Source organism: Bacillus sp. UNC69MF, assembly GCF_000746035.1.
Taxonomy (GTDB): Bacteria; Bacillota; Bacilli; order Bacillales; family Bacillaceae; genus Bacillus; species Bacillus velezensis.
Genome location: NZ_KN050798.1, coordinates 506,779 through 521,127 on the forward strand (window position 1 = coordinate 506,779; position 14,349 = coordinate 521,127).

Genomic DNA, 14,349 nt, shown 5'->3' on the forward strand with positions numbered 1-14,349 from the left:
CGGTCTGAAGAGTGATCTTAAAAATGTCCCCCTTTTATTTTAAGCTGCGGCCATACTGCCTCCTTTTCCCCTAATCTAAACATTTGTGGTGCTGATATAATTGTGTATAATCAGACAAAGATAGAGAAGCAGGTGATAACATGTTGGACCCACTTGATATACTGACGAATATTGATGATGTCATTCCGTATTACCAAGCGATTTTTAACGCTGAGGAACAAAGAGTCGTAGGCTACGAAGTGCTTGGGCGGATTTTGGCAGATGCGGAGATTGAGAGCCTCGGGCCGTTTTTCTTAGATTCCGGCATTCCGGAAGAATATAAGCTTGAGGTCGATGACAGAGTCATCAGGCAGGCGCTGGAGCGGTTTAAAGAAGCTGACCGTGATCTGTTGATTTTTATCAATCAGGATGCGAATGTATTGATGCTTGACCACGGCGAAAGCTTTCTTGAGCTTTTGAAAGAATACGAAGAGCAGGGCATTGAATTGAACCGTATTGTGCTTGAGATCACCGAGCACAATTTCGAAGGCGACATTGAACAGCTGTACCATATGCTTGCCTACTATCGTACATACGGCATTAAAATCGCGGTGGACAATATAGGTAAGGAGAGCAGCAACCTGGACAGAATCGCGCTCCTTTCACCGGACCTTCTGAAAATAGATTTGCAGGCGCTGAAGGTATCTCAGCCGTCACCATCATATGAGCATGTGCTGTACAGCATTTCATTGCTGGCGAGAAAAATCGGCGCCGCGCTGCTGTATGAAGATATAGAAGCTGATTTCCAGCTCCAGTACGCATGGAGAAACGGAGGCCGATTTTTTCAAGGCTATTATCTGCAGGCGCCGAGCGGGGATTTTATAGACCGGAGCCTGTTAAAAGCACGCTTGAAAACGGAGTTTCAGCAATTTATCACGAGAGAAAAAAAGAAGCTGGAAACGGTATATGAACACTCTGAGAATTTTTATAAGCGGGTCAATCAGGCAGTTTCCGAACTGAAGAAAACCCATCAGGCGGACGATGAGTTTATTAAAAAACTGGCGGAAAACCTGACGGACTGCTGTTTCAGAATTTATATGTGTGATGAAGAAGGCTATCAGCTGACGGGAAATGTGTTCAAGCAGTCCGGCGAATGGCTTTATCAGCCTGAATACATGGAGAAAAACTGGAGCTGGCGTCCGTACTTTTTAGAAAACATCATGAAGATGCGGAATTCAAGAAAAGGTTTTTTCAGTGACCTGTACAGTGATATTGAGACAGGTGAGATGATCAGAACCTTTTCATACCCGATGGATGACAATATGTATTTATTTATCGATCTGCCTTACTCTTATTTATATGAACAGGACGGGTTACTTTAAAGCGGCTGCTGTATGCCGCTTTTTTTGTTCATTTGAAAAAAGTTTTAAAAAACGATTGACAATGATACTGATAATCATTATCATTTAGTTATAGAGAGAAGTTACTCTCTGTTCCCCAACCCCTCTATCAGATCAAGATCCGAAAAAACTTGGCGCTACCCCCGCCAAGTTTTTTTATGCTGTCTCCTCATAAAAGGGCTTCTCCTTACATACATCTGATAATGGCGGCTCAAAAAGCGAAAAATTATTTTTGAAAGGTGTATGACATTCCGAAAAAAGCTTCAAACTATTCGAAAACACGGTTTTTCCCGTTTATTTCTTTTTGAAAATCCAGCGGGAAAATGCCATCCCGGTCTACTTTATGGTATGATGCTCTGTAGAACTTGTATTATAATAAATACTTGTTGATTTGAAGTTGTTTTTTGAAAGGAGTCTTTTTTTAGAATGTCACAATTAATGGGTATCATCACGCGGCTGCAAAGTCTGCAAGAAACAGCGGAAGCGGCTAACGAGCCGATGCAGCGTTATTTTGAAGTTAACGGCGAAAAAATTTGCAGTGTTAAATATTTCGAAAAAAATCAAACGTTTGAACTGACGGTTTTCCAAAAAGGTGAAAAACCTAACACATATCCGTTTGATAACATTGACATGATTTCTATTGAAATTTTTGAGCTCCTTCAGTAATTTGATTTGATTTTTCAGGCTGACCAAGCTTCCGGTCTTCCGCAAGCGGAGCTTTATTAAATTATGCAAAGGAACGTGCTTGTTCGTTTGGTTGTAGACTCTGGAAAGAGGAGTGTCCGTACATGGCTGATTCTTTTCTGTTTTATAATCTTTCTGAGGCACAGATGACCTTTCAAGACGTGACGGAGCGGCTGAAACGCTTTGTCAATAAAGACCCCCGTTCAGCATACGTGCTGTCTGTAGGGACTGATTCACAAGTTTACCGCGACTTCACAAAGTTTATTACGGCTATACACTTGCACCGTACAGGCAAGGGAGCTTGGGGCTGTTTGAAAAATCACGATCTTGCAAGACCGATACATAGCCTTCGCGAAAAAATTTCGCTGGAAACCGCGTTCAGCCAGGAGATGGCTGCGCATATCCTCGACGGCCGTCTTATGGAACTGACAGATTTGCTCTTGCCTTTTACGGATGAAGGGGCGGATCTTTCATTTGAAGTGCATCTGGATATCGGTCAAAAAGGACTGACAAAAGAATTGATACAAGAAATGACCGGCCGCATTACCTCGATGGGCATTGAAGCGAAAATCAAGCCCGATTCCTGCACAGCATTCAGTTATGCCAATCGTTACACAAAATAATATTTCATACAGAATCCGCAAAATGTCGAATTATGCGGTTGACGATTTTTTTCTGTTTACTTATTCTAGCGGTAGAGCTGAAAGCAAATTTCACATTGCTTTCAGAGGTATTCAGTTAAAAATAGGGGGCCTGATTACGTATGAGTCTTATCGGTGAACGATTTACGGAAGAAGAACAGAAACTTCTGCTGAATATCCTGATCAATCAAGAATATGCCATTGAGCTTTTGACCAGCGAAATCAACGATATAGAAGCAGGGTCAAAAAGCGTTGATGGAACCACTTATAAAAAACTCGTAACGCTCTATGACCGTTTTCGGAATGAAAATTAATCAGCGGCCTATAAATTGATACTCGATTGCAAAGAGTATCTTTTTTATTGACGGAAACTTTTCGACAAAAAATGATAATGTTTATATTATTGCAATATAGGGAATACATGCTTTGATGAAAAATGTAAAGGGGTCGAAGTGACATGATTAGCTTACAATCAGATCAGCTTCTTGATGCAACAGTCGGACAATTTATGATCGAGGCGGATAAAGTGGCGCACGTTCAAGTCGGAAACAACCTTGAACATGCTCTTTTAGTGCTGACGAAAACCGGCTATACCGCCATTCCCGTCCTCGACGCTTCGTACCGTCTGCACGGTTTGATCGGGACAAATATGATTATGAACAGCATTTTCGGACTTGAACGGATCGAGTTTGAGAAGCTGGATCAAATTACGGTTGAGGAAGTCATGCTGAAAGACATTCCCCGTCTCCACATCAATGATCCGATTATCAAAGGGTTCAGCATGGTCATTAACAACGGCTTTGTCTGCGTTGAAAATGATGAAGGCGTCTTTGAAGGCATTTTCACGAGAAGAGTCGTATTAAAGCAGTTGAGCAGTCATATCAGATCATTGAATAAGTAGGCTCGCACGATCAGCCTATTTGTTCTTTTGCATGCCAGAAAAAGAAAACGCATACATATGAGTGGCGCTTGCCTCGGCAGCCTTTATTTTATTAGAATGGTAGATAAGAAATACGAAAAGGCATTGAAAAGGAGGACGACATGCAGCTTCAAGAGCTTCATATGCTCGTAATTTTAGCTGAGGAATTAAACATGAGGAAGGCTGCCGAACGGTTATTTGTGTCACAGCCGGCTCTGTCCCAGCGATTGCAGACCATTGAAAAAGCCTGGGGAACAAAGATCTTTCTAAGATCTCAAAAAGGACTTACGGTAACGCCGGCAGGAGAAAAAATCATACAATTTGCAAATGACGTCACGGATCGGCAAGAAAGAATCAGAGAAAACATTGATGAACTTGAGGGTGAGATTCACGGCACACTAAAGCTTGCCGTCGCTTCGATTATCGGGCAGCACTGGCTTCCGAAAGTGTTAAAAACATATGTGGAACGATATCCGAATGCAAAGGTCTCTCTCATTACAGGGTGGAGCAGCGAAATGCTGAAAAGTCTGTATGAAGATCAGGTACATATCGGCATTATCCGGGGAAATCCGGAATGGAAAGGCCGGAAAGATTATTTAATGACCGATCATTTATATTTGGTCGATACGGAAATTTCCTGTATTGATGATATTGCCCATACCGACCGGCCGTTCATCCAATTCAAAAGTGACAGTACATATTTTCAGGAAATTCAGCATTGGTGGCATCAAAAATTCAAAACCTCGCCGAAACAGACCATCCTTGTCGATCAGATTGAAACGTGCAAGCAGATGGCGCTGCACGGGATCGGTTATGCCATTCTGCCGTCAGTCACATTAGAAGAGGAAGATAAAGTAAATAAAATGCCCCTGCTTGATACAAAGGACCATCCGATCGGCCGTGACACATGGCTGCTCGGATATGAGCCGGCATTTGAATTAAAACAAGTGCAGGCTTTTGTTTCTGTCATTAAAGATATGCTGAAGCAGGAACGCCCATTTTAGAAAGACAGCAATCATGCTGTCTTTTTTTTATTTTTTATTGACAATGAAAATCATTATCATTTAAAGTGTTATATATGTTAATGAAAATCATTATCAATTACGAGGTGATCATATGCAGAAAGCATTAATGATATACGCAAGCATGTCGGGGAATACAGAGGATATTGCCGGCATTATAAAAGAAACACTGAGCGGGCATCAGATAGCAGTTGACTGTCTCGACATGGACGAAGCAGATGCGGATTCTCTCGAAGCGTATGATTATGTTTTTGTCGGCACGTACACATGGGGGGACGGTGATCTTCCTTACGAAGCGGAAGATTTTTACGAAGATATTCTGCACAGCCAGCTCAACGGACTGAAAACGGCCTGTTTCGGTTCAGGCGATCACGCCTACCCGAAGTTTTGCGAAGCGGTCACGCTGTTTTGCGATGCGTTTGAACAGGCCGGAGCCAATTTATATCCGGAAACGCTGAAAATTGAGCTGGCGCCCGAGACGGCTGAAGATCAAGAATGCTGCAAAGAATTTGTCCGCGGTTTTCTTGCATGGGCCGCTCACCACGGAGACCGGTGCCATGTTTCATAAAGGCGCGACGGCTGTCATGGCATCAGTATCTTCGGGATTTTTTGTCGCAGTGAAAGGCGAAGGTATTTTTCATTTTTCCGCAGAAGAAGGCTGGAAAAGACTGTTCCGAGTGAAAAGCAGAATTCATGTGCTGACTTACATAGGGCCCTACATATTCGCGGCTGGAGAAAAAGGCGCCGTCCTCAGATCAGCCGATCAGGGAAAGACTTGGACGGCGTCCCGGTTTCCGACCAGCGCCTCCGTATGGGCCGTTGCCGGGCGGAATGACGGGTTTGTCTGTGCGCACGGCACATACTGCCTCTACTTATCTGATGATTTCGGCGTCACTTGGCATGTGGCTAAGCCCTTTTCACAATTAAAGGAGCCGCCTGTCATCCGTTCGCTTTGTTTACACGGTCAGACGATTTATATCGGCACCCGGATTCATATGAATCATGGCGGCATTTGGGCGTATGATCTGAAGAAAGAACGCATCCGGCGTATAAGCCGCGAAAGGCAGCGCATGACGGCTTCAATGATGATGTATCAGAATGACTGGCTCATTGCAGCAAAGGGCGCGGCAAAGGGAGAACGGGGCGAGGTTGCCGTCCGAAACGTGCGGACGCAAGAGGAGTTTGCCATTACAGCCGGGCCCGCCGTACGGGAAAAATCATTTCTCGACGTTTCTGAGGATAACGGGATTATTTATGTCACATCGTCACAGGACGAAAACGGATTTTCGCGTATTTATCAAGCTGATCTCGCCGCCGGTGAATTAAAGTGGTTTGATACGATCCGCGGTCACGGATGGCGGGTGGCCAACCGGGAAGAAAACTTTTTTTGCGCGGGCCTTTACGAAAGTAAGTTTGTCAGACCGTATGAGGCGGTTCGGCTCGCACATTAGTTTTTATGCATAAAGGAGAGACGAAGATGGGGAATGTATTGCTTGTTTACGCCACAATGTCAGGAAACACCGAGACGATGGCGGATTTAATTGAAAAAGGGCTGATCGAAGCACAAGCATCCGTAGACAGATATGAAGCGATGGATATTCATGCCGAACTTTTTAATGATTACGAGTATATTTTATTAGGCACATATACGTGGGGAGACGGGGATCTTCCTGATGAAATGCTCGATATTGCTGAAGATATGGAAAACCTGGAGTTTACGGGAAAAACATTTGCTTTGTTCGGTTCCGGAGATACGTCCTATGAGTTTTTTTGCGGGGCGGTTGACGAATTGGAAAAAGTAATCACGGCCCGCGGCGGGCGGGTGGTGCTGCCGTCGGTCAAAATTGAAAACAACCCTGAGGGCAGTGAGGAAGAAGAGCTCCGGGAATTCGGAAGACAGTTTGCCGCGCTGTGCAGCCAGCCGGCAGAATAAAGGCTTGTTCCTTTTTTTCTTGTCTTTGTATCCTTCCTTTGTTACAGTAATGAGGTAGAAAATCAGAGGAGGACAATACATATGAAAATGATGGATGCAAATGAAATTATTTCATTTATTCAAAATAGTACAAAATCAACGCCTGTAAAAGTGTATGTAAAAGGCGATCTTGAAGGGATCAGCTTTGGCGATTCCGCTAAAACATTCCTGAACGGCCAATCCGGCGTCGTTTTTGGCGAGTGGGCTGAAATTAAAAGCGTAATCGAAGAAAACAAAGACAAAATTGAGGATTACGTCATTGAAAATGACCGCCGCAACTCTGCGATCCCGATGCTTGATTTAAAAGATGTTAAAGCGAGAATCGAGCCCGGCGCTATTATCCGCGACCAAGTCGAAATCGGCGACAATGCCGTTATCATGATGGGTGCGTCTATTAACATCGGTTCAGTCATCGGCGAAGGTACGATGATTGATATGAACGTTGTTCTCGGCGGACGCGCGACTGTCGGCAAAAACTGCCACATCGGAGCGGGTTCTGTATTAGCGGGCGTTATTGAGCCGCCTAGCGCTAAGCCTGTTGTCGTGGAAGACGACGTTGTGATCGGCGCAAATGCGGTTGTGCTTGAAGGCGTAACAATCGGTAAAGGCGCGGTTGTCGCTGCCGGAGCCATCGTTGTAAATGACGTCGAGCCATATACCGTTGTAGCGGGAACACCTGCGAAAAAAATCAAAGATATCGATGAAAAAACAAAAGGCAAAACAGAAATCAAACAGGAATTACGCCAGCTGTAAGGAATGGTTTGATAGAATGGGCGTGGATGATAAAATCCACGCCTTATTCTTATCTCAAGGAGGAATACATATGGAAAAAGAGCGGCTCATTGCCATCCGAAGAGATCTGCACCGCATTCCGGAGATCGGCTTTCAGGAATATAAAACCCAACAGTACCTGCTGAATCTATTGAACCAATATCCAGAGGAAAGAATTGAAATCGAAACTTGGAGAACCGGCATCTTTGTCAAAGTCAACGGCACGGCTCCGGAAAAAATGCTCGCCTACAGAGCGGATATAGACGCTCTGTCGATTGAAGAGCAGACGGGGCTTCCGTTTGCATCTGAACACCCCGGTTTTATGCACGCATGCGGCCACGATATGCACATGACCATTGCGTTCGGCATTATTGATCATTTTGTCCATCATCCCGTCAAACATGATCTGCTCTTTTTATTCCAACCGGCTGAAGAAGGACCGGGCGGAGCGGAACCGATGCTTGAAAGCGATGTGCTGAAAAAATGGACGCCGGATTTGATTACCGCTCTCCATATAGCACCTGAGCTTCCTGTAGGTACAATTTCCACCAAAAGCGGATTGCTGTTTGCCAATACGAGCGAGCTTGTCATCGATCTTGAGGGGAAAGGCGGGCATGCGGCATATCCGCATACAGCAGACGACATGGTCGTTGCCGCGAGCACGCTTGTCACGCAGCTGCAAACGGTCATATCCAGAAATACGGATCCGCTTGACAGCGCTGTGATAACTGTCGGAACGATTACCGGGGGCACGGCGCAAAATATCATCGCAGAGCATGCTCATCTGGAGGGAACCATCCGGACGCTTTCCGAGGAATCAATGCGTATGGTGAAAAAGCGGATTGAAGAGCTTGTCAAAGGAATTGAAATCGGCTTCCGATGCAAAGGAAAAGTCACGTATCCGTCCGTTTATCATCAAGTTTATAATACAAGCGGCCTGACCGAAGAATTTATGCAATTTGTCAGCGATCATCAGCTTGCTGACGTGAGAACGGCGAAAGAAGCGATGACCGGAGAAGATTTCGGGTATATGCTGAAAAAATATCCCGGCTTTATGTTCTGGCTGGGGGCCGATTCATCCCACGGGCTTCATCACGCCAAGCTGAACCCGGATGAAGATGCGATGGAAACTGCGGTCAATGTCATGGTCGGATATTTTTCAAAGTATGCCAATTAAATCCGAAAAGAAGAATAATCTAACAAAAATTGAGCATTCTACATAACGGAGGTGTTCAATATGACGAAAAAAATTGGAATTGAACAATCTTTATCGGATGTAGAACAGGCGTTAAAACAAAAAGGATATGACGTAGTGATGATGAAGACTCCTGAGGATGCGAAGAATTGTGACTGCTGTGTCGTAACCGGACTTGACAGCAATGTCCAAGGAATTGCCGATACGTCAACTCAGGCTCCCGTCATTACGGCTTCCGGAATGACCGCCGACGAAATCTGCAGCGAAGTGGAAAAAAAATTTCATTAAAAAGAAAAAACCGAAGCTTACGCTTCGGTTTTTCTATTCGGAGGAAGCGGCGTTTTTAAAACGGTCGAGCGCGATTTTTATTTCTCTCCGCAGTACGCGTTCAACCCGCCATTGCTCCATATTTTCTGTTTTGGCAATGATTCTGATCACCATTTCTGACGTGCTTAAATCCTGAACCCCGATGACGTCCGGCCCTTCCTTAATCTGCGGGAGCTCAGCGGCTGCTTTGTCACACGCGGTTTGCAGGATTTGAATGGTTTCATCAAGATTTTTTTCAAGCGGCACTTTAATATCGACAAGCGCCTGCATCGTTCCGCGGGAATGGTTGCTCACATTCGTAATGCCCCGGTTGGGAAGATAGTGAAGCGTGCCGTCAAAGCTCCGGATTTGCGTCGTACGGAGACCGACCTGCTCGACAATGCCGCTGTAGCCGGCAACCGTAATATAATCGCCGACGTCGATCTGTTTTTCCAAAAGGATAAAAAATCCGGTGACGATGTCACTGACAAGCCCCTGAGCCCCGAAGCCGACTGCGAGACCGACCACGCCGGCGCCGGCAATGAGAGCGCTCGGATTGTAGTGAAATAAATCCAAAATCATCACGATAAAAACGAAAATCAAGATGTATCCATATACATTAAGCGCGAGGCTTCGCAAAGTATAAGCGCGGCCTGTGGAGAGGTTGTTTTGTTGCTCGAATTTCTGAAACAGATGCTTGATCAGCTTTTTTCCTGCCGCCCGGAAAATAAAGTACGCTAAAATAATGAGAGCCAGCTTTATGATGAAAATCCCGGCAGATGTGAGAAGCCCGGCCCAGTCAAAGTGTTTTAAATCAATCATAGTGATGTCTTCCTTTCAAGTCTATTGCAGAAAAAGCTAAAAGTGATATACCCGTTTTTTAAAAAAATAAACCTTTTAATAGAAACCAGTTATTTCATTTATGATTTGTTCATATTGCCCGGTTTCAATATCATCATTTTTGTGAAGATATGAACTAAGGAATCGCCACACTCATTTTAACATGGTGATTCAGCCAAATCATATCCTTTGGAGGGAAAACAGGAGAACGTTGCCCGGCGGAACTGAAAGCCCCGGCAAAAAACCTTTTTCATAAGGAGGGAAATAAGATGAAATTACGTCAGCAAATGCCTGAATTGACAGGCGCTAAAGCATGGATTAACAGAGAAGTCACGAAGGAACAGCTGGTCGGCGGAAAGCCGGCACTGATTCACTTCTGGTCCGCCAGCTGCCGCATGTGTAAAGAAGCGATGCCTGAGATGAACGAATTTCGTGTTAAATATAAAGATCAGCTGAATGTGGTGGCCGTTCACATGCCCCGTTCCGAAGACGATCTTGATCTTGAGAAAATCAAGAAAACAGCGGCTGAACACGATATCTCTCAGCCGATTTACGTCGACAGCGATCATACGCTGACTGAAGCATTTGAAAATGAATATGTGCCGGCTTATTACCTTTTCGATAAAACCGGACAGCTCCGCCATTTTCAAGCGGGAGGAAGCGGGATGAAAATGCTTGAAAAACGTGTCAGCCGAGTACTTTCAGAAACGGAGCAGGCTTCTGAGTAATCGGGACAATCTCCGTCGGACTATTGTCTCGGTTCTGCAAACCCTTTGCCGTTTAGGTAACAGGGTTTTTTTGTGCCTATTGGATAAAAAATTCCAATATGGCATGTGTGGCTTAAAAAATAAGAGAAACAGCCGTAAACACGCTGTACCGCTTGTTTTATCGATATCATTATCTTTTACATATTATAGTCGAAAATTGTAGATATCACGCTAATTTTCATTAAACAAGTAATTTCAAGTTATATTTTGAAATGGTTGAATAAATTGGAACTTTGTCCAGAATCCCCTATATGATAAGGGATTTTTGTATATAAAGTACTATTTTCAGAAAATAAGCAATTTTTCATAGAGTAAATAAAATAGTAAAATGATAAAATAATAGTTGATAAAATTACTTTTGTAATCTAATATCTTAATAAAAGCGTTTAAATTTTTGACAGGGGGTTTTACACATGTTTAATGAAAGAGAAGCGCTGCGCTTACGTTTAGAACAATTGAACGAAGCAGAGGTAAAAGTCATTCGTGAATATCAAATAGAACGTGATAAAATATATGCAAAACTGAGAGAATTAGACAATACAGGCAGCCTGTCCGATACAAAAAAAGAGTTTCGTCCGGAGAAAAAAAGTGACTCTCTCCCGGTGCTTGCAGAGCTTGCAGCACAGGAAATGAGAAGCTATCAAAAGCCGCAGACACAGCCTCAATCCTCCCAGCCGCAGATGCAGTCTATTACGTCTCTTCCCGCCGGCATTCCAGACGGTTCTACAAGAAGAAGAAGAGGGACGGCGAGACCGGGATCAAAAGCGGCAAAACTGCGCGAAGCAGCGATTAAAACATTGAAACGCCACAATGCAGCGATTAAAAGTTCCGAACTGCAAAAGGAAATTGAAAAGGAAAGCGGCCTTGAAATTCCTAATATGACAACATTTATGCAAAGCTTAATTAAAATGTATCCGGAAGTGAAAAAACCATACCGCGGCCAATATATTCTTGAGGGAGAAATTTCTCAGGAAACAGCAGAAACGGCAAATGATACGGCTGCTGAATAAAACAGTAAAAACTGCTTGCGTTACTCAAGCAGTTTTTTTGCGCTTTCCCGCTTATTCTGCGGAAGTGACGCATCTTTTCCAGGTTTTTTTTCAAGCTTGACGACATATTTTTGGAAAGGTTTTTCGCCGTCAGCACGTTCTTTCAACGCATCCAGTTTTTCATCAAACGACTGATCGCGGGACTCTGATTGTACAAATTGTTTTTGCAGGGAGATGACTTGTTCGGTAACGGCTTTAAGCAAGTCTTCTGCCTGAACAGTCTCTTTGGAAACAGAAGGGATTTCCAGAGCTTGTTCCGCCGGTTCCGCCGTGCGGCTGTCAATATCAGCAAAATGGCCGGCAATCCAAGCATCACTTTCGTCCAGCTGCCGTTTATACGAAAGAATGGTTTCTTGAAATAACTTTTCTTTCGTTTTTTCTATTTCTACAAGCCGTTCTTTTGTTTCTAGTATTCGATCTCTCATATGATTAATTTCTATTTTAATATGTTTGAGCTGGTATTCTTTTTCTATCATTTGTGTTTGAAGCCGGGTATTTTCGTCTGCAGCGGCATGATAACGCTGTTTCATATCTTCGTGAGAAGTCCGTTCAGTTTGAATGGCGGTCTCAAGTGAGCGGATGCGGGTATGTAAGTTTTTATTTTCTTCTTCAAATTTTACATTTGTAAGATGCAGACGGTGCTTTTCTTCCATCTCATTTTTCCGCCGAAACGTTTCCTGCTGAAGCAGTTCTTGCAGAATGACGATTTTATCGAGCAGCCCGGCTCTGATTTCATGCAAAGAACGTTCCGTGTCACTTGTCTGTTTGTGTTTTTGAGCCATGGCTTCCAATTCGTCAGAAAGCTTGTGAAGCCGCTCTTTAATATTGGCGTTTTCCTCCTGAAGCTTATTATTTTTCTGATGGAAGTAGCTTGCTTCAAATTCTGAAATTAATTTTCTGCATCTGGAAAGTTCAGATTTCAAGTAAAGGTTCTCTTGAGAAGTGTCGTGGAAAAACGGACCGGATATTTTCATAAGAACCATCTCCCTCATGATGTTAACACTACAATATGGGAAAGGATCAACGGCTATTCCTCTTAATTAAACAGACAAGCACCGTAATATTGTATTTCGGCTGAGGCGTTTGCTATGCTTTTATATAGAATGGGAGAGAGATGACATGAAACGGGTGAATGTAATATTAGCGGGGGGAGCTTCCCGAAGATTCGGAGAACCGAAAGCTTTTGCAAAGTGGAAGGGCGGCATGTTTTATGAACAGGCGAAAAAAGCCTTCGGCGGCGGAGAAACGGTAATTATCAGCCGCCCTGAGCATATAAAAAAGTTCTTATCAAACAGGGAGCGGCATGTTTTGGCCGATGAGCCGCGGTTTCGGGGAATGGGCCCGCTTGCCGGCATCTATACGGCAATGAAACAAACGGAAGGCGAAATATATACGGTCATATCCTGTGACACGCCGCTCGTGACAAGAAAAACGATGGCGGCGCTTGAAATGAAGCTGACCGGAAATCTGGACGCTGTCATACCGGTTTGTAAAAACAGAGAGCATCCCCTCTTGGCGGTTTACCATAAACGGGTGCAGGATGTGCTTTTTGATCAGCTGACACAAAACAAACTGAAAATGACAGACACGCTGAAACGGCTGTCTGTCTGTTATGTGCAGGCTGAAGACATCGGCGCCGGGCCGGAGGAGTTCGCTAATATCAACACACAGGATGATTACACCAGACTTTTGGCGCATGTCGAGTCTTCAAATCAAGACTGATCGGGAAGAAACATGGTATGATGGAAATAAAAATGCAAGGGGACAACACAGATGGAAGAGCGCTATTCGCGGCAGACAAGATTTAAGCCGATAGGGGAAAAAGGGCAGCAGGCGCTGGCTGACAGCAGTGTCCTGATTGTCGGAGCCGGAGCCCTCGGAACAGCCGCGGCAGAGGGTTTGGCAAGAGCCGGAGCGGGCCGTATGGCGATTATTGACCGGGATTATGTGGAATGGAGCAATTTACAAAGACAGCAGCTGTATACAGAAGAAGACGCGAGACAGCGCCTGCCGAAAGCAATGGCGGCCAAGGCGCGTCTTTTGGCGGTAAACAGTGATATACATATCGATGCTTACGCGGCGGAAGGTACGGCGGAAACGCTCGAACCGCTGATCGAACAAGCGGATTGCATCGTGGATGCGACAGATAATTTTGAAACGAGAATGGTCATTAATGATCTGGCGCTGAAAACGAAAACACCTTGGATTTACGGTGCCTGTGTCAGCAGTCAGGGAATGTGCATGACGATTATTCCGGGGGTTACGCCGTGTTTATCCTGCCTGTTTGAGCAAATGCCCGTGGGCGGAGCGACATGTGATACAGCAGGCATCATACCTCCGGCGGTTCATATCGTCTCCGCTTATCAGCAGGCTGAGGCGCTGAAATTGCTGACAGGAAATCATGCGGCGGTAAATCGGCGCTTTTTCACGTTTGACGTGTGGAATAACACCAATATGAGCATAAATGTGGATCAGATCAAACGGGATCATTGCCCTTCCTGCGGCGCGGAGCCCGTATATCCGTATCTGCAGCCTGAAAACAGGCCGAAAGCAAGCGTGCTGTGCGGAAGAGACACCGTTCAAATCAGATCGGAAGCCTTAAAGAGGCTGGATAAAGAAGAGCTTGTCAAACGTCTGAAGCAGATCGGTAAAGTGGAAGCAAATGAATTTCTGCTGCACATGGCGTATGAGCGCTTCAGAATCGTTATTTTTCAGGACGGACGGGCTTTGATTCACGGTACAAACGATATAAAAGAAGCAAATTCAGTTCTGGCCAGGGTGATCGGACTGTAGGAAGGGGAGAT

At 44.6% G+C, this 14,349-nt stretch carries 18 protein-coding genes; 16 read left to right on the top strand and 2 right to left on the bottom strand.

Features of this window, described 5'->3' with window-relative positions; translation table 11 throughout:
• Positions 1 to 140: 140 nt before the first annotated feature.
• From BR62_RS0114810 to BR62_RS0114865, 12 genes are all read left to right on the top strand, one after another.
• Positions 141 to 1,361 carry an EAL domain-containing protein gene (locus tag BR62_RS0114810; protein ID WP_007409615.1) on the top strand — a complete coding sequence of 407 codons (1,221 nt, stop codon included), beginning with the start codon at positions 141 to 143 and terminating at the stop codon, positions 1,359 to 1,361.
• Positions 1,362 to 1,805: 444 nt separating this feature from the next.
• Positions 1,806 to 2,045, top strand: a complete 240-nt coding sequence (locus BR62_RS0114815) for a YkuJ family protein (RefSeq protein ID WP_003154613.1) — start codon at positions 1,806 to 1,808, stop codon at positions 2,043 to 2,045.
• A gap of 122 nt (positions 2,046 to 2,167) precedes the next feature.
• The gene (locus tag BR62_RS0114820) at positions 2,168 to 2,686 is read left to right on the top strand and encodes a ribonuclease H-like YkuK family protein (RefSeq protein WP_007409617.1); all 519 of its coding nucleotides are present in this window, start codon (positions 2,168 to 2,170) and stop codon (positions 2,684 to 2,686) included.
• A 140-nt stretch (positions 2,687 to 2,826) separates the two neighbouring features.
• The gene (gene abbA / locus BR62_RS0114825) at positions 2,827 to 3,018 is read left to right on the top strand and encodes an antirepressor AbbA (protein ID WP_007409618.1); all 192 of its coding nucleotides are present in this window, start codon (positions 2,827 to 2,829) and stop codon (positions 3,016 to 3,018) included.
• Between the two features lie 143 nt (positions 3,019 to 3,161).
• On the top strand, positions 3,162 to 3,605 hold the full coding sequence (cbpB, locus tag BR62_RS0114830) for a cyclic-di-AMP-binding protein CbpB (protein WP_003154608.1): 444 nt from the start codon (positions 3,162 to 3,164) through the stop codon (positions 3,603 to 3,605).
• 140 nt (positions 3,606 to 3,745) lie between these two features.
• Complete coding sequence (gene ccpC / locus BR62_RS0114835; protein WP_007409619.1) at positions 3,746 to 4,627, top strand: transcriptional regulator CcpC; 882 nt, start codon at positions 3,746 to 3,748, stop codon at positions 4,625 to 4,627.
• A 112-nt stretch (positions 4,628 to 4,739) separates the two neighbouring features.
• The gene (locus tag BR62_RS0114840) at positions 4,740 to 5,213 is read left to right on the top strand and encodes a flavodoxin (protein ID WP_012117440.1); all 474 of its coding nucleotides are present in this window, start codon (positions 4,740 to 4,742) and stop codon (positions 5,211 to 5,213) included.
• A complete protein-coding gene (locus BR62_RS0114845) occupies positions 5,203 to 6,096 on the top strand; it encodes a WD40/YVTN/BNR-like repeat-containing protein (RefSeq protein ID WP_032871357.1) in 894 nt (297 codons plus the stop codon). Before BR62_RS0114840 ends, BR62_RS0114845 begins: the two co-directional genes overlap by 11 nt.
• Positions 6,097 to 6,122: 26 nt before the next feature.
• On the top strand, positions 6,123 to 6,578 hold the full coding sequence (locus BR62_RS0114850; protein WP_032871359.1) for a flavodoxin: 456 nt from the start codon (positions 6,123 to 6,125) through the stop codon (positions 6,576 to 6,578).
• 81 nt (positions 6,579 to 6,659) lie between these two features.
• The gene (gene dapD / locus BR62_RS0114855) at positions 6,660 to 7,370 is read left to right on the top strand and encodes a 2,3,4,5-tetrahydropyridine-2,6-dicarboxylate N-acetyltransferase (protein ID WP_012117443.1); all 711 of its coding nucleotides are present in this window, start codon (positions 6,660 to 6,662) and stop codon (positions 7,368 to 7,370) included.
• A 70-nt stretch (positions 7,371 to 7,440) separates the two neighbouring features.
• A complete protein-coding gene (locus BR62_RS0114860) occupies positions 7,441 to 8,565 on the top strand; it encodes an N-acetyldiaminopimelate deacetylase (RefSeq protein ID WP_032871361.1) in 1,125 nt (374 codons plus the stop codon).
• A 60-nt stretch (positions 8,566 to 8,625) separates the two neighbouring features.
• Complete coding sequence (locus BR62_RS0114865) at positions 8,626 to 8,871, top strand: YkuS family protein (protein WP_003154596.1); 246 nt, start codon at positions 8,626 to 8,628, stop codon at positions 8,869 to 8,871.
• 33 nt (positions 8,872 to 8,904) lie between these two features.
• Here the strand turns inward: BR62_RS0114865 and BR62_RS0114870 are convergent, their stop codons facing one another.
• Entirely contained in the window at positions 8,905 to 9,711 is an 807-nt protein-coding gene (locus tag BR62_RS0114870; RefSeq protein ID WP_032871363.1) for a mechanosensitive ion channel family protein, read from the bottom strand.
• 287 nt (positions 9,712 to 9,998) lie between these two features.
• Between BR62_RS0114870 and BR62_RS0114875 the strand changes: the two genes are divergently transcribed.
• On the top strand, positions 9,999 to 10,457 hold the full coding sequence (locus tag BR62_RS0114875; RefSeq protein ID WP_032871366.1) for a TlpA disulfide reductase family protein: 459 nt from the start codon (positions 9,999 to 10,001) through the stop codon (positions 10,455 to 10,457).
• Positions 10,458 to 10,909: 452 nt separating this feature from the next.
• Positions 10,910 to 11,506, top strand: a complete 597-nt coding sequence (gene rok / locus BR62_RS0114880; RefSeq protein WP_003154591.1) for a transcriptional regulator Rok — start codon at positions 10,910 to 10,912, stop codon at positions 11,504 to 11,506.
• Between the two features lie 20 nt (positions 11,507 to 11,526).
• Here rok and BR62_RS0114885 read toward each other — a convergent pair whose 3' ends face one another.
• Positions 11,527 to 12,519 carry a coiled-coil domain-containing protein gene (locus BR62_RS0114885; protein WP_007409627.1) on the bottom strand — a complete coding sequence of 331 codons (993 nt, stop codon included), beginning with the start codon at positions 12,517 to 12,519 and terminating at the stop codon, positions 11,527 to 11,529.
• 145 nt (positions 12,520 to 12,664) lie between these two features.
• Here BR62_RS0114885 and BR62_RS0114890 point away from each other — a divergent pair, with 145 nt between their 5' ends.
• Both BR62_RS0114890 and BR62_RS0114895 read left to right on the top strand, forming a co-directional pair.
• Positions 12,665 to 13,267 carry a molybdenum cofactor guanylyltransferase gene (locus BR62_RS0114890; RefSeq protein WP_020955749.1) on the top strand — a complete coding sequence of 201 codons (603 nt, stop codon included), beginning with the start codon at positions 12,665 to 12,667 and terminating at the stop codon, positions 13,265 to 13,267.
• Between the two features lie 51 nt (positions 13,268 to 13,318).
• Positions 13,319 to 14,338: a molybdopterin-synthase adenylyltransferase MoeB gene (locus BR62_RS0114895; RefSeq protein WP_007611113.1), complete on the top strand. Its 1,020-nt coding sequence runs from the start codon at positions 13,319 to 13,321 to the stop codon at positions 14,336 to 14,338.
• The last annotated feature ends 11 nt before the right edge of the window (positions 14,339 to 14,349 follow it).

Excerpts from the sequence above, each read along its gene's own strand:
- BR62_RS0114810 (WP_007409615.1), top strand. The coding sequence starts at position 141 with ATGTTGGACCCACTTGATATACTGACGAATATTGATGATGTCATTCCG.
- BR62_RS0114815 (WP_003154613.1), top strand. The coding sequence starts at position 1,806 with ATGTCACAATTAATGGGTATCATCACGCGGCTGCAAAGTCTGCAAGAA.
- BR62_RS0114820 (WP_007409617.1), top strand. The coding sequence starts at position 2,168 with ATGGCTGATTCTTTTCTGTTTTATAATCTTTCTGAGGCACAGATGACC.
- abbA (WP_007409618.1), top strand. The coding sequence starts at position 2,827 with ATGAGTCTTATCGGTGAACGATTTACGGAAGAAGAACAGAAACTTCTG.
- cbpB (WP_003154608.1), top strand. The coding sequence starts at position 3,162 with ATGATTAGCTTACAATCAGATCAGCTTCTTGATGCAACAGTCGGACAA.
- ccpC (WP_007409619.1), top strand. The coding sequence starts at position 3,746 with ATGCAGCTTCAAGAGCTTCATATGCTCGTAATTTTAGCTGAGGAATTA.
- BR62_RS0114840 (WP_012117440.1), top strand. The coding sequence starts at position 4,740 with ATGCAGAAAGCATTAATGATATACGCAAGCATGTCGGGGAATACAGAG.
- BR62_RS0114845 (WP_032871357.1), top strand. The coding sequence starts at position 5,203 with ATGTTTCATAAAGGCGCGACGGCTGTCATGGCATCAGTATCTTCGGGA.
- BR62_RS0114850 (WP_032871359.1), top strand. The coding sequence starts at position 6,123 with ATGGGGAATGTATTGCTTGTTTACGCCACAATGTCAGGAAACACCGAG.
- dapD (WP_012117443.1), top strand. The coding sequence starts at position 6,660 with ATGAAAATGATGGATGCAAATGAAATTATTTCATTTATTCAAAATAGT.
- BR62_RS0114860 (WP_032871361.1), top strand. The coding sequence starts at position 7,441 with ATGGAAAAAGAGCGGCTCATTGCCATCCGAAGAGATCTGCACCGCATT.
- BR62_RS0114865 (WP_003154596.1), top strand. The coding sequence starts at position 8,626 with ATGACGAAAAAAATTGGAATTGAACAATCTTTATCGGATGTAGAACAG.
- BR62_RS0114870 (WP_032871363.1), bottom strand. The coding sequence starts at position 9,711 with ATGATTGATTTAAAACACTTTGACTGGGCCGGGCTTCTCACATCTGCC.
- BR62_RS0114875 (WP_032871366.1), top strand. The coding sequence starts at position 9,999 with ATGAAATTACGTCAGCAAATGCCTGAATTGACAGGCGCTAAAGCATGG.
- rok (WP_003154591.1), top strand. The coding sequence starts at position 10,910 with ATGTTTAATGAAAGAGAAGCGCTGCGCTTACGTTTAGAACAATTGAAC.
- BR62_RS0114885 (WP_007409627.1), bottom strand. The coding sequence starts at position 12,519 with ATGAAAATATCCGGTCCGTTTTTCCACGACACTTCTCAAGAGAACCTT.
- BR62_RS0114890 (WP_020955749.1), top strand. The coding sequence starts at position 12,665 with ATGAAACGGGTGAATGTAATATTAGCGGGGGGAGCTTCCCGAAGATTC.
- BR62_RS0114895 (WP_007611113.1), top strand. The coding sequence starts at position 13,319 with ATGGAAGAGCGCTATTCGCGGCAGACAAGATTTAAGCCGATAGGGGAA.